The sequence below is a fragment of the Azospirillum agricola genome (genome assembly GCF_020005195.1).
In the GTDB taxonomy this organism is placed as follows: domain Bacteria; phylum Pseudomonadota; class Alphaproteobacteria; order Azospirillales; family Azospirillaceae; genus Azospirillum; species Azospirillum agricola.
The window spans coordinates 460,445-485,162 of the sequence record NZ_JAIFZR010000001.1 but is presented as its reverse complement, the minus strand read 5'-3'; the positions used below and the strand labels follow the sequence as shown (position 1 = coordinate 485,162).

At 71.6% G+C, this 24,718-nt stretch carries 24 protein-coding genes; 18 read left to right on the top strand and 6 right to left on the bottom strand.

The window, feature by feature from the left end; translation table 11 throughout:
- Positions 1 to 152 precede the first annotated feature (152 nt).
- From JN22_RS02050 to JN22_RS02040, 3 genes are all read right to left on the bottom strand, one after another.
- The gene (locus JN22_RS02050) at positions 153 to 1,202 is read right to left on the bottom strand and encodes a FecR family protein (RefSeq protein WP_085552302.1); all 1,050 of its coding nucleotides are present in this window, start codon (positions 1,200 to 1,202) and stop codon (positions 153 to 155) included.
- 35 nt (positions 1,203 to 1,237) lie between these two features.
- Entirely contained in the window at positions 1,238 to 1,798 is a 561-nt protein-coding gene (locus tag JN22_RS02045; RefSeq protein WP_085552301.1) for an RNA polymerase sigma factor, read from the bottom strand.
- 247 nt (positions 1,799 to 2,045) lie between these two features.
- Positions 2,046 to 2,990 (bottom strand): LysR family transcriptional regulator, encoded by a 945-nt coding sequence (locus tag JN22_RS02040; protein ID WP_085552300.1) that lies wholly within the window; start codon positions 2,988 to 2,990, stop codon positions 2,046 to 2,048.
- A 251-nt stretch (positions 2,991 to 3,241) separates the two neighbouring features.
- On the opposite strand from JN22_RS02040, the gene JN22_RS02035 reads away from it, so the two are divergent.
- From JN22_RS02035 to JN22_RS01985, 11 genes are all read left to right on the top strand, one after another.
- Positions 3,242 to 4,135 (top strand): ABC transporter ATP-binding protein, encoded by an 894-nt coding sequence (locus JN22_RS02035; protein WP_085552299.1) that lies wholly within the window; start codon positions 3,242 to 3,244, stop codon positions 4,133 to 4,135.
- Entirely contained in the window at positions 4,132 to 5,646 is a 1,515-nt protein-coding gene (locus JN22_RS02030) for an ABC transporter permease (protein WP_223677517.1), read from the top strand. The genes JN22_RS02035 and JN22_RS02030 overlap by 4 nt, the downstream gene beginning before the upstream one ends.
- Positions 5,647 to 5,722: 76 nt before the next feature.
- Entirely contained in the window at positions 5,723 to 6,760 is a 1,038-nt protein-coding gene (locus tag JN22_RS02025; protein ID WP_085552298.1) for an amidohydrolase family protein, read from the top strand.
- The gene (locus JN22_RS02020) at positions 6,757 to 7,734 is read left to right on the top strand and encodes an ABC transporter substrate-binding protein (protein ID WP_085552297.1); all 978 of its coding nucleotides are present in this window, start codon (positions 6,757 to 6,759) and stop codon (positions 7,732 to 7,734) included. The genes JN22_RS02025 and JN22_RS02020 overlap by 4 nt, the downstream gene beginning before the upstream one ends.
- Positions 7,735 to 7,763: 29 nt before the next feature.
- Positions 7,764 to 8,561: an SDR family NAD(P)-dependent oxidoreductase gene (locus JN22_RS02015; RefSeq protein WP_223677516.1), complete on the top strand. Its 798-nt coding sequence runs from the start codon at positions 7,764 to 7,766 to the stop codon at positions 8,559 to 8,561.
- Positions 8,558 to 9,364, top strand: coding sequence for a sugar phosphate isomerase/epimerase family protein (locus tag JN22_RS02010; protein WP_085552295.1), 807 nt, complete (start codon positions 8,558 to 8,560; stop codon positions 9,362 to 9,364). Before JN22_RS02015 ends, JN22_RS02010 begins: the two co-directional genes overlap by 4 nt.
- An 18-nt stretch (positions 9,365 to 9,382) precedes the next feature.
- A complete protein-coding gene (locus JN22_RS02005) occupies positions 9,383 to 9,940 on the top strand; it encodes a cupin domain-containing protein (RefSeq protein ID WP_085552294.1) in 558 nt (185 codons plus the stop codon).
- A gap of 35 nt (positions 9,941 to 9,975) precedes the next feature.
- Positions 9,976 to 10,764 carry an SDR family oxidoreductase gene (locus tag JN22_RS02000; protein ID WP_085552293.1) on the top strand — a complete coding sequence of 263 codons (789 nt, stop codon included), beginning with the start codon at positions 9,976 to 9,978 and terminating at the stop codon, positions 10,762 to 10,764.
- A gap of 44 nt (positions 10,765 to 10,808) precedes the next feature.
- Complete coding sequence (locus JN22_RS01995; RefSeq protein ID WP_085552292.1) at positions 10,809 to 11,582, top strand: SDR family NAD(P)-dependent oxidoreductase; 774 nt, start codon at positions 10,809 to 10,811, stop codon at positions 11,580 to 11,582.
- Complete coding sequence (locus tag JN22_RS01990; protein ID WP_085552291.1) at positions 11,579 to 12,274, top strand: ThuA domain-containing protein; 696 nt, start codon at positions 11,579 to 11,581, stop codon at positions 12,272 to 12,274. Before JN22_RS01995 ends, JN22_RS01990 begins: the two co-directional genes overlap by 4 nt.
- A gap of 43 nt (positions 12,275 to 12,317) precedes the next feature.
- Positions 12,318 to 13,217: a TauD/TfdA dioxygenase family protein gene (locus tag JN22_RS01985; protein ID WP_085552290.1), complete on the top strand. Its 900-nt coding sequence runs from the start codon at positions 12,318 to 12,320 to the stop codon at positions 13,215 to 13,217.
- A 51-nt stretch (positions 13,218 to 13,268) separates the two neighbouring features.
- On the opposite strand, the gene JN22_RS01980 is transcribed toward JN22_RS01985, so the two are convergent.
- Positions 13,269 to 14,765, bottom strand: a complete 1,497-nt coding sequence (locus JN22_RS01980) for a class I adenylate-forming enzyme family protein (protein ID WP_085552289.1) — start codon at positions 14,763 to 14,765, stop codon at positions 13,269 to 13,271.
- Positions 14,762 to 15,940: an acyl-CoA dehydrogenase family protein gene (locus tag JN22_RS01975; protein WP_085552288.1), complete on the bottom strand. Its 1,179-nt coding sequence runs from the start codon at positions 15,938 to 15,940 to the stop codon at positions 14,762 to 14,764. The genes JN22_RS01980 and JN22_RS01975 overlap by 4 nt, the downstream gene beginning before the upstream one ends.
- Before the next feature lie 196 nt (positions 15,941 to 16,136).
- Between JN22_RS01975 and JN22_RS01970 the strand changes: the two genes are divergently transcribed.
- The 6 genes from JN22_RS01970 to JN22_RS01945 all read left to right on the top strand — a co-directional run bounded on the left by JN22_RS01970 (position 16,137) and on the right by JN22_RS01945 (position 22,146).
- Positions 16,137 to 16,961: a phytanoyl-CoA dioxygenase family protein gene (locus tag JN22_RS01970; protein WP_085552287.1), complete on the top strand. Its 825-nt coding sequence runs from the start codon at positions 16,137 to 16,139 to the stop codon at positions 16,959 to 16,961.
- Positions 16,962 to 16,965: 4 nt separating this feature from the next.
- Complete coding sequence (locus tag JN22_RS01965) at positions 16,966 to 18,087, top strand: alcohol dehydrogenase catalytic domain-containing protein (protein WP_085552286.1); 1,122 nt, start codon at positions 16,966 to 16,968, stop codon at positions 18,085 to 18,087.
- The gene (locus JN22_RS01960; RefSeq protein ID WP_085552285.1) at positions 18,080 to 18,922 is read left to right on the top strand and encodes an enoyl-CoA hydratase-related protein; all 843 of its coding nucleotides are present in this window, start codon (positions 18,080 to 18,082) and stop codon (positions 18,920 to 18,922) included. The genes JN22_RS01965 and JN22_RS01960 overlap by 8 nt, the downstream gene beginning before the upstream one ends.
- Before the next feature lie 42 nt (positions 18,923 to 18,964).
- Entirely contained in the window at positions 18,965 to 20,266 is a 1,302-nt protein-coding gene (locus tag JN22_RS01955; protein WP_085552284.1) for an ABC transporter substrate-binding protein, read from the top strand.
- Positions 20,267 to 20,356: 90 nt separating this feature from the next.
- Positions 20,357 to 21,106: a GntR family transcriptional regulator gene (locus tag JN22_RS01950; RefSeq protein ID WP_085552283.1), complete on the top strand. Its 750-nt coding sequence runs from the start codon at positions 20,357 to 20,359 to the stop codon at positions 21,104 to 21,106.
- A 191-nt stretch (positions 21,107 to 21,297) separates the two neighbouring features.
- Positions 21,298 to 22,146 carry an aldo/keto reductase gene (locus JN22_RS01945; RefSeq protein WP_085552282.1) on the top strand — a complete coding sequence of 283 codons (849 nt, stop codon included), beginning with the start codon at positions 21,298 to 21,300 and terminating at the stop codon, positions 22,144 to 22,146.
- A 124-nt stretch (positions 22,147 to 22,270) separates the two neighbouring features.
- Here the strand turns inward: JN22_RS01945 and JN22_RS01940 are convergent, their stop codons facing one another.
- Positions 22,271 to 23,293, bottom strand: coding sequence for a hypothetical protein (locus JN22_RS01940; RefSeq protein ID WP_085552281.1), 1,023 nt, complete (start codon positions 23,291 to 23,293; stop codon positions 22,271 to 22,273).
- A gap of 229 nt (positions 23,294 to 23,522) precedes the next feature.
- On the opposite strand from JN22_RS01940, the gene JN22_RS01935 reads away from it, so the two are divergent.
- A complete protein-coding gene (locus tag JN22_RS01935) occupies positions 23,523 to 24,716 on the top strand; it encodes a glycosyltransferase family 9 protein (RefSeq protein ID WP_085552280.1) in 1,194 nt (397 codons plus the stop codon).
- The last annotated feature ends 2 nt before the right edge of the window (positions 24,717 to 24,718 follow it).

Below are 24,718 nucleotides of genomic sequence, written 5' to 3'. Positions count from 1 at the left end.
TCACGATGTCTCAAGCCGCCGGGTCGGCGTCGCGGATTGCAAGTGCGACGCATTCCGAAAGGCATGCCGACTTGACGTTCGCGGATCGGGAAAAGCGGAATTTTTTTGTGGACGCGCCGCGAGCGGAGAAGCGCGGGGGAGGGACCGGCGGATCAGGGGCGCGGGCGCAGGATCAACAGGGCGTCGGACACCCGCAGCGTTTCGGCGCGCACCAACTCCGCGAGGGACGCCGCCGTCCGTACCGGATCATCCAGCCGGTAGTTGCCGGTGATCCGCCGGGCAGCGAGGGAATCGGGCACCACGATCAGGCCCCGATGATAGCGGTCCAGTTCACCCAGAACCTCCCCCAGGGGGCGGTCCTCGAAGACCAGCCGGCCATCGACCCAGCCGAGCGCCGCGGTCAGATCGGTGGGGTGGGGCTGGCCGATGGCCGACGCGGTGACCGCCACCTCCTCCCCCGCGCGTAGGCGCACGGCGGGGTCGCCGGGCCGTGCGACGTCCACGGTGCCGTGCCGCACCGTCACCGTCACCCGATCATCCAGGTAACGGACGGCGAAGGCGGTGCCGACCACGGTCACGACGGCGGGACCGGCCGCCACCCGGAAGGGGCGGGTGGGATCGGGCGTCACCTCGAAGAAGGCGGCTCCGCGCAGCAGCCGGGTCCGCCGCTCGGCCCCGGCGATGTCGGTCGCCAGCGCCGTCCCCGTGTCCATCAGCACCCGCGATCCGTCGGCCAGCACCACACGCTCCTGCGCGCCGGTCGCGGTGCGATGATCGGCCCGCAGGCGCAAGGGCAGGTCGGACGCCCAGCCCAGACCGACCGCCACCAGCACCGCCGCCGCCCATGCCGCCACGCGCGCCGCCTGGCGCCGCGCCGGTCGGTGCGGCCGGAATCGGGATTGGAATCGTCCGGAGGGCGGCACCCTCGCGGCGTCCGCCGGCATGATTGCCGGCGGCTCGGGCGCCGGCGCGGTGTTTGGCGGGGCGGTGTTTGGAGGCGCGGCGGCGGCCAGCGCGTCCGTGAAGAGGGGCGAGGCCCACATGCCTTGCGCCAGGTCCCAGGCGCGGGCGTTTCGGGGATCGGCGGCGCACCAGGCGGCGCAGGCTTGGCGACACTCCTCGCCCACGTCCTCCGCCTGTAGGCGGAGGAACCAGTCGAGCGCCTGTTCCAGCGGCAGGGAAGGGTCGGTGTCGTCAGGCATGGAGGTCGCGTGTGGTGCCGTCACGGTCTTTCACCTTATAAGACGTCCGGGCGGGGAGAAACCCGCAATCCCTCGCGATCGAGCCGGGCGAAAACCTCTAGGCAGGCCAGCAGGGCGGTTTTCAGATCCTTCTGCACCGTGCTGACCGAGACGTCGAGCCGTTCGGCGATCTGCGCATGGGACAAGCCTTCCATCCGGTTCAGCAGAAGGATGCGGCGCTGCCGTTCGCTCAAGGCCGCCAGCGCGGTTTCCATGCGGAGCAGCCGCTGGCGGTCGCCAACCTCGGTTTCCGGGGAGGGCAGGGGGGCGGCGACCTCCTCCATCCCCTCGGCGGTGAGGTCCTGAACCATCACCGCGGCGTGCCGGCGCTCCCGCCGCAAATGGTCGAAGGCCAGATTGCGCGCCGTCTGGAAGAGGAAGGGCACCAGATGGTCCACCGGCCGGCCGCATTCCGCCGCCCTCACCTTGAGATAGGCCTCCTGGGCCAGATCCTCGGCGGTGGCGACGCTGCCCACCATGCGGGCCAACAGCCGGACAAGCGCGCCCCGATGTCCGACAAAAACGGCGTCGAGCGTCGGCTTTGCGGTGTCAACCATGCGTCACCGGCCAGGGAACCGGTGCGTTCATGCGAAGCTGATCGGGCATGGCGTGGCCCCGTTCCTCCACCAGAAAAGCGGCGTGGCCGCGCCATGACCGGAGCATGACGGGATGACTGTAGTTAAAATGCGAACGATTCGCAACGCTCCGTGCGGTGTGGCGATGGCCCTCCGGGGCACGACGCGGGATCGTTCCGAGATTGGCAGGCCCTGGGGCGCCGGGCAGGAGGGAAGATGACTCGGACGGTCACGGCGCGGAGGGGCGTCCGTCCACCGCGCTGGTGAAGTTGCCGTCGCTGCGCCCGAGTTCGTCGAGCAGCTCGTCGATGATGCGCAGGGCCGGACCCGTGGTGGCGTCCGGCTCGGCGTCGGACCGCCGCACCAGGAACAGCGTGCGCGTCAGCGGCGGCTCGCTCACCGGCCGGATCGCCAGGGCGCCGGTGCGCACCTCCTGCGCCACCGCGCTGTGCGGCAGGATCGCGCAGGCCAGCCCGCGCTTCACCACATCCTTGATCGCCTGCATGGAATCGAGCGAGAAGGCCACCCGTGGAACCAGCCCGTGCGCGGTCATCGCCCCGGTCACGAGGCGGCGGACCAGATCGCCCTCGTTGGGCATCGCCAGTTCGGCGGTGGCCAGCGCGGCGAGCGGCACCGGCCCGCCGGTGTCGAAGGCCGAGCCGGGATGCGTGACGAGGCAGAGCGCCTCGTCCAGCCGCGCCTGCCGGTGCAGCATCCGGCTGTCGGGCACGCTGTAGGCCAGCGCCAGATCGAGCTTGCCCGACGCGACATGATCGATCAGCGCGTGGCTCAGCTCCTCGAACAGCTTCAGCTCGACGGTGGGAAGCGCGCTGCGCAGCCGTTCCATCAGCCGGCTGGTCAGCAGCCCCGACAGGCTGGGCGTCAGCCCCAGCGCCAGCGTGCGCGGCGCCTGCCCCGACGCCTCGCGCAGACGGCGCTTCAGATCCTGCAAGCGCCCCAGCATCAGCCGGGCCTCCTCCAGGAAGAGTTCTCCGGCCGGCGTCGGGTGGGTGCCGGTCACCGTGCGGACCAGCAGCGCCACGCCGAACTCCCGCTCCAGCGCCTTGATCTGCACGCCGAGCGCCGGCTGGGCGATGTTCAGGACCGCCGCGGCCTTGCTGATGCTGCCGAGTTCGCACACCAGCACGAAGCTTTCCAGTTGGCGGCTGCGCATGGCGCCCGTTGCTCCCGTCGCTTGGCCTGTCGCTTGGCCCGTCGCTTGGTGGATCGCCGCAGGCTCGCATCGGGTCGTCCGGGGGGCAAACAATTTTTCTATGGGGGTGGTCCGAAGCTGTCCTGGACAGGTCCTGCCCCATGCCCTTGTATGTTTAGACAACAAACTATCAGACGCCGGACACGCACCCGCCAGCCGGCTGCCAGAGGGGAGACAACCGCATGCGTGGCCTGTCGTCAGAACGAGCGCCGATGCCCTCCGATCCGTCCGGCGCGTCCCGGCCGGCCCAGCCGATCCCCTTCGCGCGGGTCGCCACGGCGGACAGCCACGCCGTGCTGACCGGCGTCACCCGCGTCTTCGGCACGGCGGTCCACGCCCTCGGGCCGGTCGATCTGGAGCTGCGCCGCGGCGAGTTCTTCTCGATCGTCGGGCCGTCCGGCTGCGGCAAGTCCACCCTGCTCGACGTGCTGGCGGGTCTCAGCCTGCCCAGCGACGGCACCATCACCTTCGAGGGCAAGCGGGTGCGCGGCACCGTCCCCGACGGGGTCGGCGTGGTGTTCCAGGAGGACGCCTCCTTTCCCTGGCTGACGGTGCGCGACAACATCGCCTTCGGGCTGCGCCGCGCCGGCTTTCGGGGCGCGGAGGTCGACGACCGGGTGCGCCACGCCATCGACTTCATGGGGCTGAACGACTTCGCCGACGCCCACCCCAGCCAGCTCTCCGGCGGCATGCGGCAGCGCGTCTGCATCGCCCGCACGCTGGTGATGCGGCCGCGCCTGGTGCTGCTCGACGAGCCCTTCGGGGCGCTCGACCAGCAGACCCGCCTGCTGATGGGCGACGAACTGCTGCGGCTGTGGCGGGCGAGCGGGGCGACGGTGCTGCTGATCACCCACGCGCTCGACGAGGCGGCGATGCTGTCCGACCGGATCGGCGTGATGTCGGCCCGTCCCGGCCGCTTCATCGAGATCGTCGAGACCGGCTGGCCGCGCGACCGCACCAGCGCCATCGCCGGCGACCCGGCCTTCGGTGCGATCACCACCCGGCTGTGGACCACGCTGCGCGAGGAATCCATGAAGGCGATGGCCAACCAGCGGGCCGGCCAGAGGACCGGCCAGCGGGCCAATCAGAAGGGAGCCGGGGCATGAAGCCGGCCGGTGTCGTCCGCCTGCTGATCACCGCCGGCGCCGTCCTGCTGCTGGAGGCCGCCTGCCGCTCCGGCATGGTCGGGCGCGGCAGCATGATCCCGCCCTCGGAGATGCTGGCCGAGCTGGTCCGGCTGATGGGCACCGACGGGTTCTGGACGCAGATCGGTTCGACCCTGCGCAACATCCTGGCCGCCGCCGTGGCGGCGATGGTCGCCGGCTTCGCCGGAGGCGCCACCCTGCACGCCTTCCCCCGCGTCCGCCGCGCGGTGGAACCGCTGATCGCCAGCTACTACGCCTTGCCCTTCTTCGTGCTCTACCCGCTGTTCATCGTGCTGTTCGGCATGAACGCGGTGCCGATCATCGCCATGGGCTTCCTCTACGCGGTGATGGCGATGGTCACCGGCACGCTGGCCGGGCTCGACCGCATCCCGCCGGTGCTGCGCAAGGTCGGCCGCACCTACCGGCTGGGGCGGTTGCAGGACGCGCTGCTGATCCAGCTTCCGGCGGCGGGGCCGCACATCTTCACCGGGGTGAAGCTGGCGCTCAGCTATTCGGTCACCGGCGTCATCGGCGCCGAGTTCATCCTGGCCAGCAGCGGCCTCGGCTACTCGATCTCCTTCGCGTACAACAACCTCCAGGACCGGACGATGTACGCGCTGCTGCTGTTCGTCGTCGTCTTCGTCTCCACCCTGACGGTGCTGCTGCACTGGGCCGAGCAGAAGGTCCACCACCGCTCCGGCGCCGGCCGCGGCGCGGCGGCGCGCGGCGACGCCGGGATGGCTGAGAAGCTGATCGCCGGGGGCGTCATTGCGCTGCTGATCCTGGGGGCGTGGCAGGTCTTCCACGGGCTGGCGGGCGACGAGGCGCTGGCCTCGCCGCTGGTCACCGCGCAGCGGCTGGGCAGCCTGTTCGGCAACCCGGTCTTCTGGGCCAACGTCACCGAGACCGCGCAGGCGCTGGGCCTGTCGCTGCTGATCTCCTGCCTCGGTGGCGGGCTGGCCGGGCTGCTGATCGGCGCCAGCCGCAGCCTGTCGGACGTGCTGGAACCGCTGTTCGTGACGCTCTACGCCATCCCCAAGGTCACGCTCTACCCGGTGATCCTGCTGTTCTTCGGGCTGGGCATGCCGGCCAAGGTGGCGTTCGGCGCGCTGCACGGCTTCATCCCGATGATGCTGGTCACCATGGGCGCCATCCGCGCCATGAACCCGGTGCTGCGCCGCTCCGCCCGCGCCATGCGGCTGAGCCCGATGCAGACGCTCTCCACCATCCTGGTCCCGGCGACGGTGCCGGAGATCGTGACCGGCCTGCGCATCAGCTTCTCCATCACGCTGCTGGGCGTGATGGTCGGCGAGATGTTCGCCTCCAAGCGCGGGCTCGGCTTCATGATCATGAACGGCATCAGCGTCAACGACACCGCGACGATGATGAGCGTCACCGTGCTGATCGGCCTGTTCGCGGTGGTGGTCAACAGCGCGCTGCTGGCGCTCGACCACCGCATGCACCGGGCCTGAGCCCGCTCGCCAAGGCCGCCCGCTTCCATCCGTCTCTTGAGACCCGCTGCCGAGCAGTTCGGGAAGGACCCCCGCCATGCCCATCGAGACCGCCAAACTGATCGACGTTCATGCCCATGTCCGGCTGGAGGCGACCAACGGCGCCGCCGGCGTCCACGGCCCCGAGCACGGGGTGGACGAGAACGGCCTGCCCTGGTACCGCGTCGGCAACTACCGGCTGAGTGGCGTGCGCCACGCCAACAGCCCCTTCACCGACCCGGAGCTGCGGCTCCGGCGCATGGAGACGGCCGGGATCGACTTCCAGGTGCTGTCGGCCAGCCCGCTGAACTACTTCCACCACATCGACGTGCCCTCGGCGGTGTCCTTCTGCCGGCGCCACAACGACGCGCTGGCCGAACTGGTCAACCGCTACCCCGACCGGCTCGGCGGGCTGGCGGCCCTGCCGATGCAGGACCCGCTGGCGGCGAAGGAGGAGCTGGAACGCTCCGTCACCGAACTCGGGCTGTGGGGGGCGGCGACCGGCACCGAGTTCGCCGGCGAGCCGCTGCACAGCCCGGCCTTCGATCCGCTCTACGAGGCCTTCGTCACGCTCGACGTCCCGCTGTTCCTGCACCCGGCGCCGGCCGGGATCGACGGGCCGCCGGGCGATCCGGCGCTCAAGCGCTTCGACCTCGACGTCATCGTCGGCTTCGCCGCGCAGGAGACCATCGCCGTCGCCACCCTGATCTTCGGCGGCGTGCTGGAGCGCCATCCCAAGCTCGACGTCTGGATCAGCCACGGCGGCGGGGCGGCGGCCTTCGTCGCCGGACGGCTGGCGCAGGCCGGGATCAAGCGCCCCTGGGCCAGCCAGTCGATGAAGAAGGACGGCGCCTTCGAGGCGATGCTGTCGCGCCTGTGGTTCGACACGCACCTGAACGACGAGCGGTCGCTGGCCCTGCTGACCCGGGTGGTCGGGCCGGAGCGGCTGGTGTTCGGCACCAATTTCGCCGGCTGGGACCAGCCGGAGGACGGGCATCACGGGGCCGTCTCCCCCGCGCTGGCCGACAACGCCCGCCGCCTGCTGAGAAAAACCGGAACGCACCAAGCCAAGACGCACCAAGGAGGAACGCCATGACCGTCACCCGCTTCCTGACCCGCACCCTGGCGGCCGTGCCGCTGCTGGGCGGCCTGCTGGCGGCGCCGCAGGCCGGCGCGCTGGAGATCATGGCGTCCCATTACGGCGCCCTGCTGAACACCGCCCCCATCGCCGTGGCGCTGGAGCGCGGCGACTACGCGAAGAACGGCGTCGACGTCACCGACGTGATGAGCTCGGTCGGCGGCGGCACCGGCATCCGCAACATGGTCGGCGGCGGGCTCGGCTACGGCATCGTCAGCACCTCGACCGCGCTGGCCGGCATCAAGCAGGGCATGGACATCCGCATCGTCCACACCGCCATCCGCCGGGTCGACGACCTGCTGTGGGTGACGCGGCCGGACAGCGGCATCTCCTCGATCAAGGATCTGGTCGGCAAGAAGGTCGGCATCACCGCGCCGAAATCCTCGGGCGAGCTGCTGGTCAACATGGCCTTCGAGGCCGCCGGCTACCCCGGCAAGGCCGACATGGTGGCGCTCGGCTCGGTCGGCTCCGGCCTGTCGGCGCTGGAGCAGGGCGGCGTCGACGCGGCGCTGATCCTGGAGCCGCTCTACAGCGCCCGCAAGGACCGCTACAAGGTGGCCTTCTCGCTGGAGAATCTGCCGTCGATGACGCCGACCGTCGGGGTCGCCACCGGCGACTTCATGCGCAAGAACCCGGAGCAATTGCGCGGCCTGCTCGCCGCGTGGCGCTCGGCGGTGAACTTCATCTACGAGAACCCGGAGGAGGCCGCGAAGATGGTCTCCAAGCGCTACGGCGACACCCTGCCGCTGAACGTCGCCACCATCTCCATGAAGCGGATGGCCGAGATCAAGTACTGGAGCCAGGGCGAGTTCGACATGGACGCCCTGAACATCTGGGTCAAGGGGATGGAGCGCCTGGGCGAATGGTCCGGCCCGGTCGACTGGTCGAGGGTGCTGGACGGCTCCTTCCTCGCCGCCGACCTGCGGAACTGAGGGCGCCCGAGATGACAACGGACGGAGTCTTGGCCCAAAACCCGCTGGCCGTCATCATCGGCGGCGGCAACGGCATCGGCGAGGCCACGGCCCGGCTGATGGCGGAACGCGGCTGGCGCGTGGTGGTCGCCGACCGCGACCCCGGCGCCGCCGGGCGGGTGGCGACGGAGATCGGCGGGGCGGCGGTGACGCTCGACATCGCCGACGCCGCGGCGGTCGAGGCGGCCGGCGCCGCCATCGAGGCGGCGCACGGGCCGGTCGGCGCGTTGGTGGTCGCCGCCGCCGTCTTCCAGGACGTGCTGCCGCCCGCCCAACTGCCGCTGGAGGCGTGGGAGCGGACGGTGCACGTCAACCTGACCGGCACCTGGTACGCCAACCGGGCCTTCGGCACCCGCATGGCCCGGCACGGGCGGGGCAGCATCGTCAACATCGCCTCGATCGCCGCCATCGGCTCGGTGCCCGTCCACGCCTACGCGTCGAGCAAGGCGGCGGTGGTCAGCCTGACGCTGAACCTCGCCGGGGAATGGGGCCGCGCCGGGGTGCGGGTGAACGCCGTCTCCCCCGGCTCCACCCTGGTGCCGCGCGTGGCGGAGCGGATCAGGTCCGGCCGCTACGCCGCCGACCCGGCCGAGTTCACCGCGCTGGGCCGCATCGTCCAGCCGTCCGAGGTGGCGGAAACCATCGAGTTCCTCGCCTCGGAGCGGGCGTCGGCCATCACCGGGGTCAATCTGGTGGTCGATGCCGGCTGGCACGTCGCCGGCAGCTGGGCGCAGTATGGCGGCGTGCGCCCGGCGCCGGCACCGGTTGGGGCGGGGAGCGCCGGATGAACCCGCTCTCGCTCTCCTACTACACGGTGCCGGAGCTGTCGCCGCCCGACATGGTGGCGGTCGCGGCCGAGGCCGGCTGCGCCCATGTCGGCCTGCGCCTGCTCGGCGGCCAGCCGGACGGTGAGCCGATGCCGCTGCTGGCCGACCTGGGCCTGCGCCGCGCCATGAAGCGGCGGATGGCCGACAGCGGCGTCACCGCGCTCGACGCCAACACCGCCCGCGTGCTGCCCCACACTGACCTGGACGCCTTCCGCCCCTTCCTGGAGGTCGCGGCGGAACTCGGCGCCCGCCATGTGCTGGCGACCGGCGACGATCCCGACGAGGGGCGGCTGGCGGCGCGGCTGGGGCGGCTGTGCGACGACGCGGCCGGTTTCGGGCTGACCGTGCAGTTCGAGTTCGTGTCGTGGATGAGCATCGCCAGCGTCACCGACGCCGCCCGTCTGGCGGCGCGCGTCGACCGGCCCAACCTGGGCATCGCGCTCGACGCCCTGCATTACGACCGCTCCGGCGGGACGCCGGACGCGGTGGCGGCGGTGCCGCCCGCTCTCTTCGCCTACATGCACCTGTGCGACGCGCCGCGCGATCACGCCACCGACCGCGAGTCCCTGTTCCACACGGCCGTGAAGGAGCGGCTGTTCCCCGGCGAGGGCGGCATCGATCTGGCGGGGCTGCTGCGCGCGCTGCCGCCCGGCCTGCCGCTCGCGCTCGAAATCCCGACCGCCGTGCTGGCGCGGACGCTGGACGCGCCGGCCCGCGTCGCCCTCGCCGTCGCCGCCACCCGCCGCCTGCTGGCGAGCCTCTGACCGAAAGGATCCTCCATCATGGCCAGCCCCGAATCCAGATCCGCCATCCGCGCCTGCGCCCAGGCGGTGATCCAGGCCATCGAGACGCACGGGCACGACACCGCCCGGTTGACCGAAGCCCTGCGCGGTCCCGTCGCCGCCCTGGTCGCCCGCCCGGACCTGCGCGAGGCGGGGGTGCCGCGCGTCGGCAACCACGTCGCCAACTCGCACTACCTCTATTACGACGGCGACCTGTCGATCCTGCTGTTCGAGTTGCCGAACGGCAAGCCGGTGCCCACCCACGACCACGGCAACTGGGAAAGCATGGCGGTCTACCGCGGCCGGGTGAAGCACACGGTCTATGAGCGGCGCGACGACGGCTCGGTTCCCGGACAGGCCGACCTGACGCTGATCGACGACCGCGTGCTGGAGCCGGGCGACAGCGTGGTGATCGCGCCGCCGGCCGACATCCACGGCTTCATGGCGCTGGAGGACGACACCTGGGGCATCACCGTGGCGAGCGGCACCTACAAGGCCGAGCGCTGCTATTTCCAGCCCGACGCCGGGACCGTGGTCACCCGGAAACCACACGGCTGAGAGACCGGGACGGACACGCAAGGGGAGCGGCACGCATGGATCTCGGATTGAAGGGCAGGGTCGCGCTGGTGCTGGGGGGCAGCCAGGGCATCGGGCGGGCGGCGGCGCTGGGCTTCGCGCGCGAAGGCGCCAGCGTCGCCCTCTGCGGCCGCGACCCCGACCGGCTGGAGGCCGCCCGGACGGCGCTGGAGGCCACCGGCGCGCCGGTGCTGGCTGTCCGCGCCGACGTCGGCGACCCCGCCGACGTGGAACGGCTGGTGGGGGAGACGGTCGCCGCCTTCGGCACCATCCACGTCCTGGTCAACAACGCCGCCGGCCCCCGGCCCGGCCGCTTCGACACGCTGGACGGTGCGGACTGGGAGGCGGCCTTCCGCCTGACCCTGATGTCGGCGGTCAACGCCACCAACGCGGCGCTGTCGCACATGCGGCGGCAGGGCTGGGGGCGGATCGTCACCATCAGCTCCTACTCGGTCAAGCAGCCGATCGGCGAGCTGATGCTGTCCAACAGCCTGCGGCTGGGCGCGCTCGGCTGGGCCAAGACGATGGCGACGCAGCTCGCCGCCGAGGGCATCCTGGTCAACACCGTCTGCCCCGGCTGGACCGCGACCGACCGCATGACCCAGGTCGTCGGCGCCCGCGCCGCCGCGCAAGGCCAATCGTCCGACGAGGCCGCCGCCGGCATCGCCGCCGGGATTCCGCTCGGCCGTTTCGCCCGGCCCGAGGAGATCGCCGACCTCGTCGTCTTCCTCGGCTCGGACCGGGCCAGCTACATCACCGGCACCGCCATTCCCGTGGATGGCGGCATCGTCCAGGCCGCGCTGTGACGCGCGCTTCCCACGCTTCGGCTTTCCACGCTTCGGAGGATTCCATGACCAAATCCGCTCTGGTGACCGGGGCCGGCGGGGGGCTGGGCGCCGCCATCGCGCGCCGTCTGGCCGAGGACGGCTACCGCGTCGCCCTGCTCGACCGCGACGCCGCCGGGCTGGAGGTCGAGACGGCGCGCATTCCCGGCGCACTTGCCTTCCAGGCCGACGTGACCGACGAGCACCAGATCGAGGCGGTCGTCGCCGCGATGGCCGAGAGGTTCGGCGACGGCCCGGACGTGCTGGTCAACAACGCCGGCATCGTCCGCTTCGGCGACATCCTCGACCACAGCGTCGCCGATTTCCGCAGCGTGGTGGACGTCAACCTGACCGGCACCTTCATCGTCACCCGCGCGGTGGCGCGGCGGATGGTGGCGCGCGGGTCGGGGGCGATCGTCAACATCACCTCGCTCAACGCCGTCGCCCCCAGCCCCGACGCCGGGGCCTATCCCGCCTCCAAGGCCGCCGTGGCGCTGCTGACCGAGCATCTGGCCCTGTCGCTCGCCCCGCGCGGCGTGCGGGTCAACGCGGTGGCCCCCGGCTTCATCGACGCCGGCATGTCGGCGCCGATCTACGCCGACGAGGCGGTGCGCGAGGTGCGCGGCGGCGCGGTTCCCGCCCGCTCGCTCGGCACCGCCGACGACGTCGCCGACGCGGTGCTGTTCCTGGCCTCGGACAAGGCGCGCTACATCCACGGCCAGCACCTGATGGTCGACGGCGGCGTGTCCTTCAGCCTGAAGATGCATCTGCCCCGGCGCGCGCCGGCGGTCAAGCGATGACTGCCGGCCCCCGCAACCTGATCCTGACCGGCGGCATCGGCCATCCCTTCGACGACGCGGCCCCGGCCCTGGCGGGTGTGCTCGGCGAGGCCGGCATCCGCTCCACGGTCACCGACGACATCGAGGGCGGGCTGGCGGCGCTGGAGGGCGGGGCGTTCGACCTGCTCACCGTCTACGCGCTGCGCTGGCGGATGCTGGGCAGCGAGAAATACGCCCCGCACCGCGAGCGCTGGGCCTTCTCCCTCTCTGCGGCGGGACGCGAGCGGCTGTCCGGCTTCGTGACCGGCGGCGGTGGGCTGCTCGGCCTGCACACCGCCCTGATCTGCTTCGACGACTGGCCGGAGTGGCGGGACCTGCTGGGCGGCGCCTGGGTCTGGGGCCGCTCCGCCCACCCGCCGCGCGGGCCGGTCACCCTGCGCCCGACCGCCGCCTCCCACCCGATCACCGCCGGGCTGGCGCCCTTCACCGTGACCGACGAGGCCTACGGTGACTTCGATCTGGCTGCCGGCGTCGAGCCGCTGGCGACGGTCGAGGCGGAAGGCGGTACCGCTTGGCCCGCCCTGTGGGTGCGCGATGTGGGGGAGGGCCGCGTGGTCGCCGACACGCTGGGCCACGACCGCGCGACGCTGGAGCACCCGGTGCACCGGCGGATCCTGACGCGCGCCGCCCTGTGGGCGTGCCGCCGCCTGTGACACCCGGCTTTCAAGACATTCGATTTCGCAAGGAGACCACGCGATGGACAGCCTGCACGCACAGACCGCATCCACCAATCCGGCGCCGCCCCAACCGGAGCCGTCGTCCCTCTTCCGGCCGCTGTCCGGGGTGCTCGGCGCCGAGACCGACGCGCTCGACCTGTCCCGACCGCTCGACGCGGCGACGGTCGAGGCGGTGCGCGCCGCCTTCCGCGACCATCACCTGCTGGTGATCCGCAACCAGTCCCTCGACAAGGAGCGCATGTACCGCTTCGCCGAGCTGTTCGGCCCGATCGAGAGCCACATGATCCGGCTGGCCGACGGGTCGAAATGGGACGCGGTGCACACCATCACCAACCTCGACGCCGCCGGAAACCCGGTGGCCAAGCCCTTCATCAGCTCCAACTATTTCTGGCATACCGACAAGTCCTTCCTGCCGGAACCGTCGCTGCTGACCATGCTCCAGGCGGTGGAGCTGCCGCCCAACGGCGGCGACACCCAGTTCGCCGACATGACCAAGGCCTACGACGCGCTGCCCGACGCCACCAAGCGGCGGGTCGAGGGCATGAAGACGGTGCAGAGCCTGGAATTCATGCGACGCTACACCGGCAGCGCCCCGCCGACCGAGGAGGACATCGCCGCCGCCCCGCCGGTCGCCCACCCGCTGGTTCGCGTCCATCCCGAGACCGGCCGCAGGAGCCTCTACATCGGCATGTACAGCTCCCACATCGAGGGGTTGCCGGAGGAAGAGGGCCGCGCCCTGCTGGAGGAGCTGCTGGCCCATGCCACGCAGGAGCGTTTCCTCTACGTCCACACATGGCGGCTCGGCGATCTGGTGTTCTGGGACAACCGCTGCCTGCTGCACCGCGCCGTCGCGAATTTCGAGATGGGCAAGCACCGCCGCGTGCTGATGCGCGTCGTGGTGAAGGGCGAGGCGCCCTGAAGCGATAGCGGGACGGGGAGCCGCGTGGTCGGGCCCACCGTCCCCCACCGATCATGAGCGCTTTCCCGCCGTCCTGAGATCGACGGTGCCGGCGAGCCGGTCGAGCAGCAGGTGGCGCTGGATCTTCTGGGTCGCCGTCTTGGGAATCTCGGGCCGTATTTCCACGAAGCGGGGGTGCATGAAGGCCGGGACGCGGCCCTGGAGGAAGGAGGCGACCTCCCACGGGTCGAAGCCGGGCCGGGGCACGACGACCGCCTTGATCTCCTCGCCCAGTATATCGTCCGGCACGCCGACGACGGCGCAATCCTGGATGGCGGGGTGTTTCAGCAGGGCGAGTTCGATCTCGGCCGGGGCGATCATCTCGCCGCCGCGCCGGATCAGCTCCTTCAGGCGCCCGTCGAAATGCAGGAAGCCGTCTTCGTCGAAGAAGCCGCGGTCGCCGGTGTGCAGCCACAGGTTCCGGGTCGCCGCGACGGTCGCCTCGGGCTTCTTCCAGTAGCCGTCGAACATCAGGCCGGGGCGGGCGGGGCGCACGACGATCTCGCCTTTCGCGCCGGGCGGAAGCGGGGCGTCGTCCGCGTCCACCACCCGGATCTCGGTGTCGGGGCGCGGGGCGCCGACCGAGCCGAAGCGCGCGGCCGTGACGCTGTTCATCGTCACCCAGCCGCCGGTCTCGGTCATGCCGTACAACTCGCGCACGGCGATGCCCAGCCGTTCCTCGATCTCGCGCCAGACGCCGGGCGGGGCGCCGCCGCCGACCGCCCAGCGCAGGCCATGGTCGCGGTCGGGTTCGGTGAGCCGCTTGGCCAGGATGCTCAGCACCGTGCCGACATAGGTGAAGCCGGTGGCCTCGTACCGCCGCGCGTCGTCGAGCAGCCGCGAGGCCGAGAAGCGCGGCAGCAGGGCCAGCGCCGCCCCGGCGTGCAGGCAGGACATCACCCCGTACATCTGCGGGTTGGCGTGGAACAGCGGCAGGAAGACCAGGACGCGGTCGGCCTCGGTCAGCCCCAGCGCGTCGGTCATGTGGGCGCCGGCCAGCTCGTAGCAGGCGTTCGGGATGACCGCCCCCTTGGGCAGCCCGGTGGTGCCGGAGGTGTAGAGGATGGCGTTGGCGGTGCCGCCGGGCAGGGCGAGCCGTCGGCGCGGCGCGCGGGTCAGCCCGTCCAGCGTTTCGAAACGCTCGTCCATCGCCAGCAGCGCCGGGGCGGTGGCGGGCAGGTTGGGCCGGAACTCCTCCTCGACGATCAGCAGCGTGGCCTCGCTCTGCTCCAGCAGGTAGCGCAGGCCTTCGCCGACGAGCGCCGTGTTGAGCGGCACGGCGATGGCGCCCAGCTCCGACAGGGCGAACCAGGCGACGAGGAAGCCGGGCCGGTTGCCGACCAGCATCGCCACCGTCCGCCCGGCGGCGACGCCCCGGGCGGCGAGGCGCTCGACGGCGGAATCGACCAGGGCGGCCATGGCGCCGTAGGTGATGGTCCGTTCGCCGAACAGCAGGAAGGGGCGGTCGGGCGTGGCGGCGGCGCGGGCGTAGAGGGCGTCGGCGATCACGGGCGGTCCTCCCGGTGTCTGGCCGCCTGTTCGGCGATCTGTTCGGCCGCGTGCTGTTGCAGGCGCTTGGCGATGGTGTTCTTCAGGATCTCCGACGAGCCGCCGGCGATCTCGTAGGCCTTGGCGTCGCGCAGGTAGCGCCCGAAGCGCGCCGATTCCATGACGCCGTAGGCGCCGCAGATCTGCACCGCGCGGGCGGCGGTGTCGGTGGCGACCCGGCTGGCCAGCAGCTTGGCCTCGCTGCCGAAGCGCGCGATGTCGCTGTGGCTGTCGAGCGCCCTGGCGGTGCTGTGGGTCAGCAGGCGGGCGGCGTCGATCTCCGCCAGCATATCGGCGAAGTACCATTGGATTCCCTGGAAATCCAGGATCTTGCGGTCGAACGCGCTGCGCTTGGCGGCGAAGGCCAGGGCGCCGTCGAAGGCGGCCCGCGCGATGCCCAGGCTGATGGCGGCGGCCATGGTGCGCGAATAGTCGAGCGTCGTCACCGCCTGCCGCACGCCCTTGCCCTCGACACCGATCAGATGGTCGGCGGGCAGGGACACGCCGTCGAGCACGAGGTCGACGTGCGGCCCGTTGCGCAGCCCGAAGGTGGCGGCGTTCGGCCCCTCCTCGGTCGAGACGCCTTCCATGCCCCGGCGCACGAAGAAGGCCGACACGCCGACCGGCGTCTCCGCCAGGATCACATAGGCTTCCGCCGCGGAACCGGAGGTGATGAAGGACTTTCGCCCGGTCAGCACCCAACGGTCGCCGTCGCGCTCCGCCTTGGTGTCGAGGCTGCGGATGTCGCTGCCGTGGTTGGCCTCGGTCAGGGCGTAGGAGGTGATCAGGCCGCGCCCGAACTCCGGCAGCACGGCGGCCTTCAGGCTGTCGGCGCCGAACAGCCGGATGATGGTCTGGGCCTGGAGGATGGTGATCAGGCTGATGCCGACGGCGGCGCTGGCGTAGGACGCTTCCTCGAACAAAGCGGCGCAATGGGCGAAGCCGAGGCCCGCGCCGCCCTGGTCCGGCGTCAGGGTCAGGCTGTTGTAGCCGTGGCGGGCCAGCGCCTTGATCGCCGCGACGGGATAGACGTCGTCGCGGTCGATGGCGTCGGCCTGCGGCTCGACATGCTCGGCGACGACGCGCCGCAGCGGTTCGAGAAACTCGGGCTCGACCAGATTGGTCCACAAAGCCATCGTCCCGTTTCCTCCCATGCTTCAGGCTTTTGTTTCAAGCGGTTGCGCCATGGACGCCGGGCTCCCGGACCCGCCCCTATGGTTCGCAAAACGGATCGTTCAGATTCTGATTGATCCCGTTTCCATACGATAATACGGTACCGATATATCGGCTGTGCATCAACAATATCTTGAAACTCGCCCCGAGGAGGAAGCTATGAGACTGACGGACGCCCAGATCGCCGAGTATGAGGAGCGCGGGTTCCTGATGTTCCCCGGACTGGTGTCGCGCGAGGAGGTCGAGATCCTGCGCCGCGACCTGCAACGGGTGGCGGGGCTGGAGGCCGAGGGGGTGATCCGCGAGAAGACCGGCAGCGTCCGGTCGGTGTTCCGTGTCCATGACGAGCACGGCCCGACCGCTTCGCCGCCCTTCCAGGCGCTGGCCGAGCTGCCGCGCGTGCTGGACCCGGCGCGTCAGGTGCTGGGCGACGAGCCGGTCTATGTCTACCACACCAAATGCAACCTGAAGGACGCGATCGACGGCGCCATCTGGCAGTGGCACCAGGATTACGGCTACTGGAAGACCGACGGGGTCGACCGGCCGGACATGACCACCTCGCTGCTGATGCTGGACGAGGCGACGGAGATCGGCGGCTGCCTCTACTTCATCCCCGGCAGTCACAAGCTCGGCCGCCTCGACCCGGAGATGGACGAGACGACGACCTCCTACAAGCTGTGGACGGTGCCCAAGCAACAGGTCATCGACATCATGACCCAGTTCGGCGACCCGGTGGCGATCACCGGCAAGCCCGGCACCGTGGTGCTGTTCCACCCGAACATCGTCCACGGTTCGGGCCACAACATGTCGCGCCATTCGCGCTGGCACATCTACACCGTCTACAACCAGGTCTCCAACCGGCCGCAAGGCGTCGAGAATCCGCGCCCCGAATGGGTGGTGGCGCGCCGCTGCGAGCCGCTCGCCACCGGCGGCGACGACGCCATCCGGCGGCTGGACGCCACCGCCTCCCAGGCGGCGGAGTAGGGGGGTGACGGGAACGCCCTTCCGGGCGGCGGTGCTGCGCGAGGTCGGCGCGCCGCTGTCCATCGAACCGCTGACGCTGGCGCCGCTGGAGCCGAACGACGTGCTGATCCGCATGCACGCCGCCGGCCTCTGCCACACCGACCGCGAGGCGATGACCGGGGCCTTCGGCGTCCCGGTTCCGGTGGTGCTCGGCCATGAGGGCGCCGGGGTGGTCGAGGCGGTCGGCTCGGCCGTGCAGCGGGTGAGGCCGGGGCAGCGCGTCGTCTGCACCATCTACGCGGCCTGCGGCCAGTGCTACTACTGCCGCCACGACCAGCCGATGCTGTGCGAGGCGGTGGTGCCCAACCACCGGGCGGCCACTCTGTCCGGCGGGCGCAAGCGGCTGCGCGACGCCGATGGAGCCGAGGTCGGGCATTTCCTCAGCGTCTCTTCCTTCGCCGAATACGCGGTGGTGCCGGAGGCGGCGGCCATTCCGGTCCCGGACGACATGCCCTTCGACCGCGCCTGCCTGCTGGGATGCAGCGTCATCACCGGCGTCGGGGCGGCGCTGCGCGTGGCGAAGGTCGGGCTGGGCGACAGCGTGGTGGTGGTCGGCTGCGGGCCGGTCGGGCTGAACGTGGTGCAGGGGGCCCGGCTCGCCGGGGCCGGCGCCATCGTCGCGGTGGACCGCCGCGCCGACAAGCTGGAGCGCGCGCGCGCCTTCGGCGCCACCCACACGATGCTGGTGGAAAAAGGGGAGAGCGTGGCGGAGCGGGTCCGCGCCCTCACCGGCGGGCGCGGCGCCGACCACGCCTTCGAGGCGGCGGGGGTGATCGGCTCGCTCCAGGACTCGGTGGACTGCACCCGGCCGGGCGGCAGCGTCACCATCCTCGGCAAGACCGACCCGAACCGGCTGGTCGAGCTGCGCTTCGGCTCGATCGCCGGCGAGCGGCGGATTCTGCGCTCCAGCCTGGGGGGCGCGCGGGCGGCCGACGATTTCCCGGCCTACGCACGGGCTTATCTCGACGGCCGGCTGTGCCTGGACGAGCTGATCGACCGGCGTGTGGCCCTGGAGGACATCAACGACGCCTTCGAGGACGTGGAGCGCGGCGACGTGATCCGCGCCGTGGTGGTGATGCATGAGTGACGCGACCGGGACTCCTTGCTCCGAGGACGCCGGCACCGTCCGGCTGGAGCGCCGTGGCGCCGTGGCGATCCTGACGCTCGACGCGCCGAGGACCCGCAACGCGGTGACCGACCCGCCGGTGCTGAACGCGCTGGTGGCGGCGCTGGAGGCGGTCGGGGCCGACCGGAGCGTCCGCGCGCTGGTGCTGACCGGGGCCGGCAAGGCCTTCAGCGCCGGCGGCAACATCCACGACATCCGCAACCGGCGCGGCATGTTCGGCGGCCCGGCCGACCAGGTGCGCAACGCCTACCGCGACGGGGTGCAGCGCATCCCCCGCGCCATGGCGGCGCTGGAGGTCCCGGTGATCGCGGCGATCAACGGCGCGGCCTATGGCGCCGGCTGCGATCTGGTCTTCATGTGCGACCTGCGCATCGCGGGCGAGTCGGCGCGCATCAGCTCCAACTTCGTCAAGCTCGGGCTGATCTCGGGCGACGGCGGCCTGTGGTTCCTGTCGCGCGTCGCCGGCCCGGCGGTCGCCGCCGAGCTGGCCTTCACCGGCCGCGCGGTGAGCGGGGCGGAGGCCCTGGCGCTGGGGCTCGTCTCCCGCGTCGTGCCCGACGGGGATCTGCTGCCCGCGGCACTCGCCCTGGCCGGGGAGATCGCCGCCAACCCGCCGGAGGCGGTGCGGATGACCAAGCGCATGCTCCAGCAGGCCGGGCGGGTCGATCTGCCGACCATGCTGGACATGGCGGCGGCGCTCCAGGGCATCTGCCACGCCGGGGAGGAATCCCGCCTCGCCATCGCGGCGGCGGTCGGCCCGGCGCCGCAAGCACCTGGACCCAAAGAAGAAAAATAAGGACGAGACGCCCACACGCACAAGAGAGAGGGAGGGACGATCATGAACAAGCCCGTGTCGAAGCCCATCACGCGCGCGCTCCTGGCGGCCACGGCCGTCCTGGCGCTCGGCGCGTCCTTCTGGCCGGCCGCCTCGGCGGCGGCCCAGTCCGGCGCCGCCCAGCCGGCCGCCGCCACCACCCCGGCCGCGACCGGGCCGATCCGCATCGGCGTGCTGACCGACCTGTCGGGCTCGCTGGCCGACCTCAGCGGGCGCGGCAGCGTCGAGGCGGTCAAGATGGCGGTGGAGGATTTCGGCGCCTCGGTGCTCGGCCGCCCGGTCGAGGTGCTGGCCGCCGACCACCAGAACAAGGCCGACGTCGGCACCCAGATCGCCGCCGACTGGTACGACAACAAGAACGTCGAGGTCGTCATCGACCTGCCCAACTCGGCCGTGATGCTGGCCATCCAGGAGCTGACCCGGCGCAAGAACAAGATCGTCTTCGGCACCGCCGGCGGCTCGTCGGACTTCACCGGCAAGGCCTGCTCGCCCAACGGCATCCATTGGGTCTACGACACCTACGCGCTGGCCGCCGGCACCGGCAAGACCATGGTCAAGCAGGGCGGCGACAGCTGGTACTTCATCACGCTCGACTATTCCTTCGGCCTGTCGCTGGAGCGCGACACCGCCGCCTTCGTCACCGGGGCCGGCGGCAAGGTGCTGGGGGCGGCGCGCCACCCGCTGAACAGCGCCGACTTCTCGTCCTACCTGCTCCAGGCGCAGTCGAGCAAGGCGAAGGTCATCGGGCTGGCCAACGCCGGCGGTGACCTGATCAACACCGTCAAGCAGGCGGCCGAGTTCGGCGTCACCCAGCAGGGCCAGAAGCTGGCCGGGCTGCTGATGTTCCTGTCCGACATCCACGCGCTGGGGCTGGCGACGGCGCAGGGGCTGGTGCTGACCGAGTCCTTCTACTGGGACCAGAACGAGGGGACGCGGGCCTTCTCCAAGCGCTTCTTCGAGCGGACCGGGCGGATGCCGACCATGGTGCAGGCCGGCAACTACGGCGCCATCACCCACTACCTGAAGGCGGTGAAGGCGGCCGGGACGTCGGAGACGGCGGCGGTGATGAAGACGATGCGCGACACGCCGATCAACGACTTCATGACCAGGGACGGGCGCATCCGCGAGGATGGCCGGGTGCTGCGCGACATGTACCTGTTCGAGGTGAAGACCCCGGCGGAATCCAAGGGGCCGTGGGACTATTACAAGCAGCTCGGCACCGTCGCGGCGGCCGACGCCGCCCGGCCGCTGGCGGAAAGCGAGTGCCCCCTGGTCCGCAACGCCGCGTCCGCCGCGAAGCCCTGAGCAAGGGGCGGCGTGCGTGGTCGGCCATGTCTTGCGTCCCCGGCCCGGGCGCGTTAAGCCAGGATCGGGGACAGGGACGGGAGCGGTGGCGTGACGGATGCGGGCAACCAGACGGACGCTGGGCAGATCGAAACCGGGCAGGCCGAGACGGCGCCGGCCGGGTTCGCGTCGATGGCCGACCAAGCCTACGCCGCGATCGAGGAGCTGATCGTGTCCGGCATCCTGCCGCCGCGCGGCTTCGTCTCCGAAAAGCAGCTCAGCGCCCAGACCGGCATCGGCCGCACGCCGGTCCGCGAGGCGCTGAAGCGGCTGGAGCTGGACGGCATGGTCACCATCGTGCCCTCGCGCGGGATCATGGTCACCGAGGTGGACGTCAAGCTCCAGCTCTACGTGCTGGACGTCCGCCGCGAACTGGAGCGGCTGATCGCCCGCCGCGCCGCCCGCTACGCCCTGCCGGCGGAGCGGGAGCGCTGCCGGGCCATCGCCGGTGAGATGCTGGAGGCCGCGCGGGCGGAGGATGGGATGCGTTTCATGCATCTCGACCAGGAGGTCAACCAGTTGCTCGACCAGTGCGCCCGCAACCCGGTGGCGACCCAGACCATCCGTCCCCTGCGGTCGCTGTCGCGGCGCTTCTGGTTCCAGAACCACCACGCCCATTCGGGGAGCCTGGAGGACGGCGCGCGGACCCACGCCGAGCTGATGCTGGCGATCCACAAGAGCGACGTGGAGGCGGCGGCGGCGGCGTCGGACCGGCTGATGGCCTATGTCGAGGCCTACGCGCGCGAGACCTTGCGCTACCCGTTCTCGGACCATTCGTCCGGGGACCGGGCGGCGCGGTAGCCGCTCGCGCCGAACCGCGCCGGGGCACCGGCGCATCGGGGACGAGGGTGACCGGCGGCGGGCGTCCGTTCCATCTTGCGGAAAAGGAGCCCAGCCCCCGAAGAGGGAATCGACAATGGCGCGGCCGCGCGCCAGCCTGGGGCCGGTCGCAGTCTCCGGCCGAAGCCTCCAGTCACAGCGGGAGCCCCGTCATGAAGCGCATCACCCTGCCGGACGGCGCGTCCGTTCCGGTGCTCGGCCAAGGCACCTGGATGATGGGGGAGCATCCCGGCCGGCGGCGTTCGGAAATCGCCGCCCTCCAGGCCGGCATCGAGCATGGGATGACCCTGATCGACACCGCCGAGATGTACGGCGACGGCGCTTCCGAGGAACTGGTGGGCGAGGCCGTCGCCGGCCGCCGCGACGGGCTGTTCCTGGTGACCAAGGTGCTGCCGAGCAACGCCTCGCGCGCCGGCACCCTCGCCGCCTGCGAGCGCAGCCTGAAGCGGCTGGGGGTCGAGCGCATCGACCTCTATCTGCTGCACTGGCGCGGCGGGGTGCCGCTGGCCGAGACGGTGGAGGCGTTCGAGACCCTGCGCGCCGCCGGCAAGATCGCCCGCTGGGGCGTGTCGAACTTCGATGTCGACGATTTGGAGGAATTGGGCGATGAGCTTGGCGATTCCGCCGCTCTGAACGCCTGCGCCGTCAACCAGGTGCTCTACAACCCCGAACACCGGGGCATCGAGTTCGATCTGCTGCCGTGGCAGCACACGCGCCGCATGCCGGTGATGGCCTATTCGCCGATCGGGCAGGGCGGCGCCCTGCTGGGCTCGGCGGCGCTGGCCGGCGTGGCGCGCCGCCACGGCGCCACGCCGGCGCAGGTGGCGCTGGCCTGGGCGCTGCGCGAGGGCGGGGTGCTCGCCATCCCCAAGGCGGGCACCCCGCAGCACGCCGTCGAGAACGCGGCGGCGGCCGGTCTGACGCTGACCGCCCAGGACGTCGCCGACATCGACGCGGCCTTTCCGCCGCCGCGCCGCAAGCGGCCGCTGGCGATGATCTGAGCCGCGATGGCCGCGATGTGAGGATCGCGCGCGGGAGCGTGGAGCGGCGGCCGGCGGCGGACCCGACCAGCGCGTTGTACCGGTAACGCCTTTCGGACCCGGGAGCGGGCCGGCTCCGCGCGTCTCACACCCGGCCCGGATGATCGGAGTCGAGCAGGGCTTCGACATGGGCGACGACCGGGCCGAGCAGCGCCGGCCAGTCGTTGTCGCGGCGCTCCAGGAAGGCGGCGCGCACGCGCTCCTGCTCCCGCGCGACGCCGTCGGGACCCAGCTCGTGGAAGATGCGCCGCAGGCCGGCGCGGTTGCGCTCCATCAGAGCCGGGTCGTAGGACCAGGTGAAGTCCGCGTTCCCGGCGCCGTCCCACCAGTCGTCGTGGCCGTAGACGGCGAATCCCGACAGCAGGTATTCGATCATGTTGATCGGCCCGGTTTCCGAGAAGGAGGTGTTGGCGACGATCTGGAAATGCTGGCGCAGGAAGGCCATGAGGTCGGCCCGCTTCTTGTCCACGTAGGGCACGACGCTGAAGTCGGCGTTCTCCCGCAGGCCGAGGTCGCGCAGGGTGGCGATCAGCTCCGCCGAGTTCTTGCGGGGGCCGCCGTGATAGACCAGCATCCGCACCTTGGGCGGGATCGGAACGCCGCCATGCAGGCGGGAGAACTCCGCCTTGTCGATCGGGTGCGGGTGGACCGATAGGACGCGGGCCATCGACGCCATGTGATCGTGGCAGGCGGCGACCTGCGGGTCGCGCGCCGCGACGCGGCGGATCGCCACGTCGTTGCTCAGCACCACCAGCGCGTACTGGCCGCGCAGCCAGCCGTCGGCTTCCGCCACCGAATCGACCGGGGCGTTCAGCCCGTGGCGGCGGAAGGCGGCGTGCCGCCACTTGTCCACGTCGAAGTTCGAATTCTCGATCAGGACCGACCGCTTCCATGTCCGCAACGCCGGGTGGGGGGTGAAGGACACCAGCACGTCGCGTCCCCGCGGCTCCAGCGGCGCTTCCCAGGGCGAGAAGGCCACCCGTCCCCCGAAGCGCCGGGCCAGCGCGTGGAAGACGAAATGGCTGAGCTGGGCATGCCAGTGCAGCGCGGTCGCCGGGTAGGCGTCCGGCCCCATCGGGAAGGAGACGTGGATGGTCGGGCCGCTCATCGGATCCCCCTCGATTCCGCGGAGGGCCGACCGGCGACGCGCCTCCGCAAGCAGGGCAGCGATCATCCTGCGGCGCCCCCTCCGACGCAAGAGGGTCGAGCGGTCCTTCCGCCGATCGCCGGGCCGTGGCTTTTCCAGCTTGTCCGGCCGCTGTCCCGTCGCCATGCTGGAAAGCCCGGCGGCCTTCCGCCTCCGGCCGCTTCCCTCCCGCACAGCGGACAGCCAGCGCATGACCGCGTCACCAGCGTCCACCCCGGCTTCGGCCTGGGCGCCCATTCCGCCCGAAACGTTGAAGCGCGCCGCCCGCATCCTCGTCATCAAGCTCGACGAGCTGGGCGACTTCGTTCTCGTCACGCCGTTCCTGCGCGGCCTGCGGGCCGCCGCCCCGCAGGCGCGGATCATGATGGCGGTCACCGCTCCCGTCCTGGCCCTGGCCGACGGCTGCCCGGACGTGGACGCGATGGTGACGCCGGTGGGCGACGTGGCGGGCGGACGTTTCAGCTTCCGTGGCCGCACCCCGGACGATGTGCAGGCCTTTGCCGCCGCGTTCCGCGCCGGGTTCGATCTTGTCGTCACCCCGCGCTTCGACGTCGACCGCAACGGCGCCGCGACCCTGGCGGCGGCCAGCCGCGCGCCGGTCCGGCTGGGCTATTCGGAACGGGTGACGCCCTGGAAGGCGGACGGCAACCGGGGCTTCGACGCCGCCTACACCCATCCGCTGGCCGCCGGTCCGGTGCGCCACGAGGTCGAGCGCAACCTCGATCTTCTGGCGGCGCTGGGCGCCGCCGACCCCGGCGGCGGGGCGGTGGACATCCATCTGACCGCCGCCGAGCGCGAGGCCGCCGCCGTCCTGCTCGGCCATCTTCCCGGCGGGCGGCCGCGCCGCCTCCTGGCGGTGGCGCCGACCACCGTCATCCCCCGCAAGAATTATCCGATCGACCGCTTCGCGGATCTGGCCGACCGGGTGGTCCGTGAGCTGGGAATCGACGGAGCGGTCCTGCTGGGAACCGCCGAGGGCGCGCCGCGCGCCGCCCACCTGTCGGCCGCGCTGCCCTGCGCCACGCTCGACCTGACCGGGCGCACCGGCGTCCGCGAGGCCGCGGCGGTCATCGCCGCCGCCGACGCCCTGCTGGCGGTGGACACCGGACCCGCGCACATGGCCGCGGCGGTGGGCACGCCGGTGGCCGTCCTGTTCTGCCAGCCGGAGGGGGGAGATCCCCAGAGCCCCTACGCGCCGGAGCGCTTCCGCCCCTGGGGGCGGGACGTGCTCGTCCTCCAGCCGCCGCACGCCACGGCCCCCTGCATCGACAAGTGCCTGTCGTCGGAGGCCCATTGCATCGCCGCCATCGATCCCGCCACGGCGTCGGCGCGGATCGCCGCCTTTTTCGCGCCGAAGCTGGACGGACGCGCGCCGCGCCGCTGACC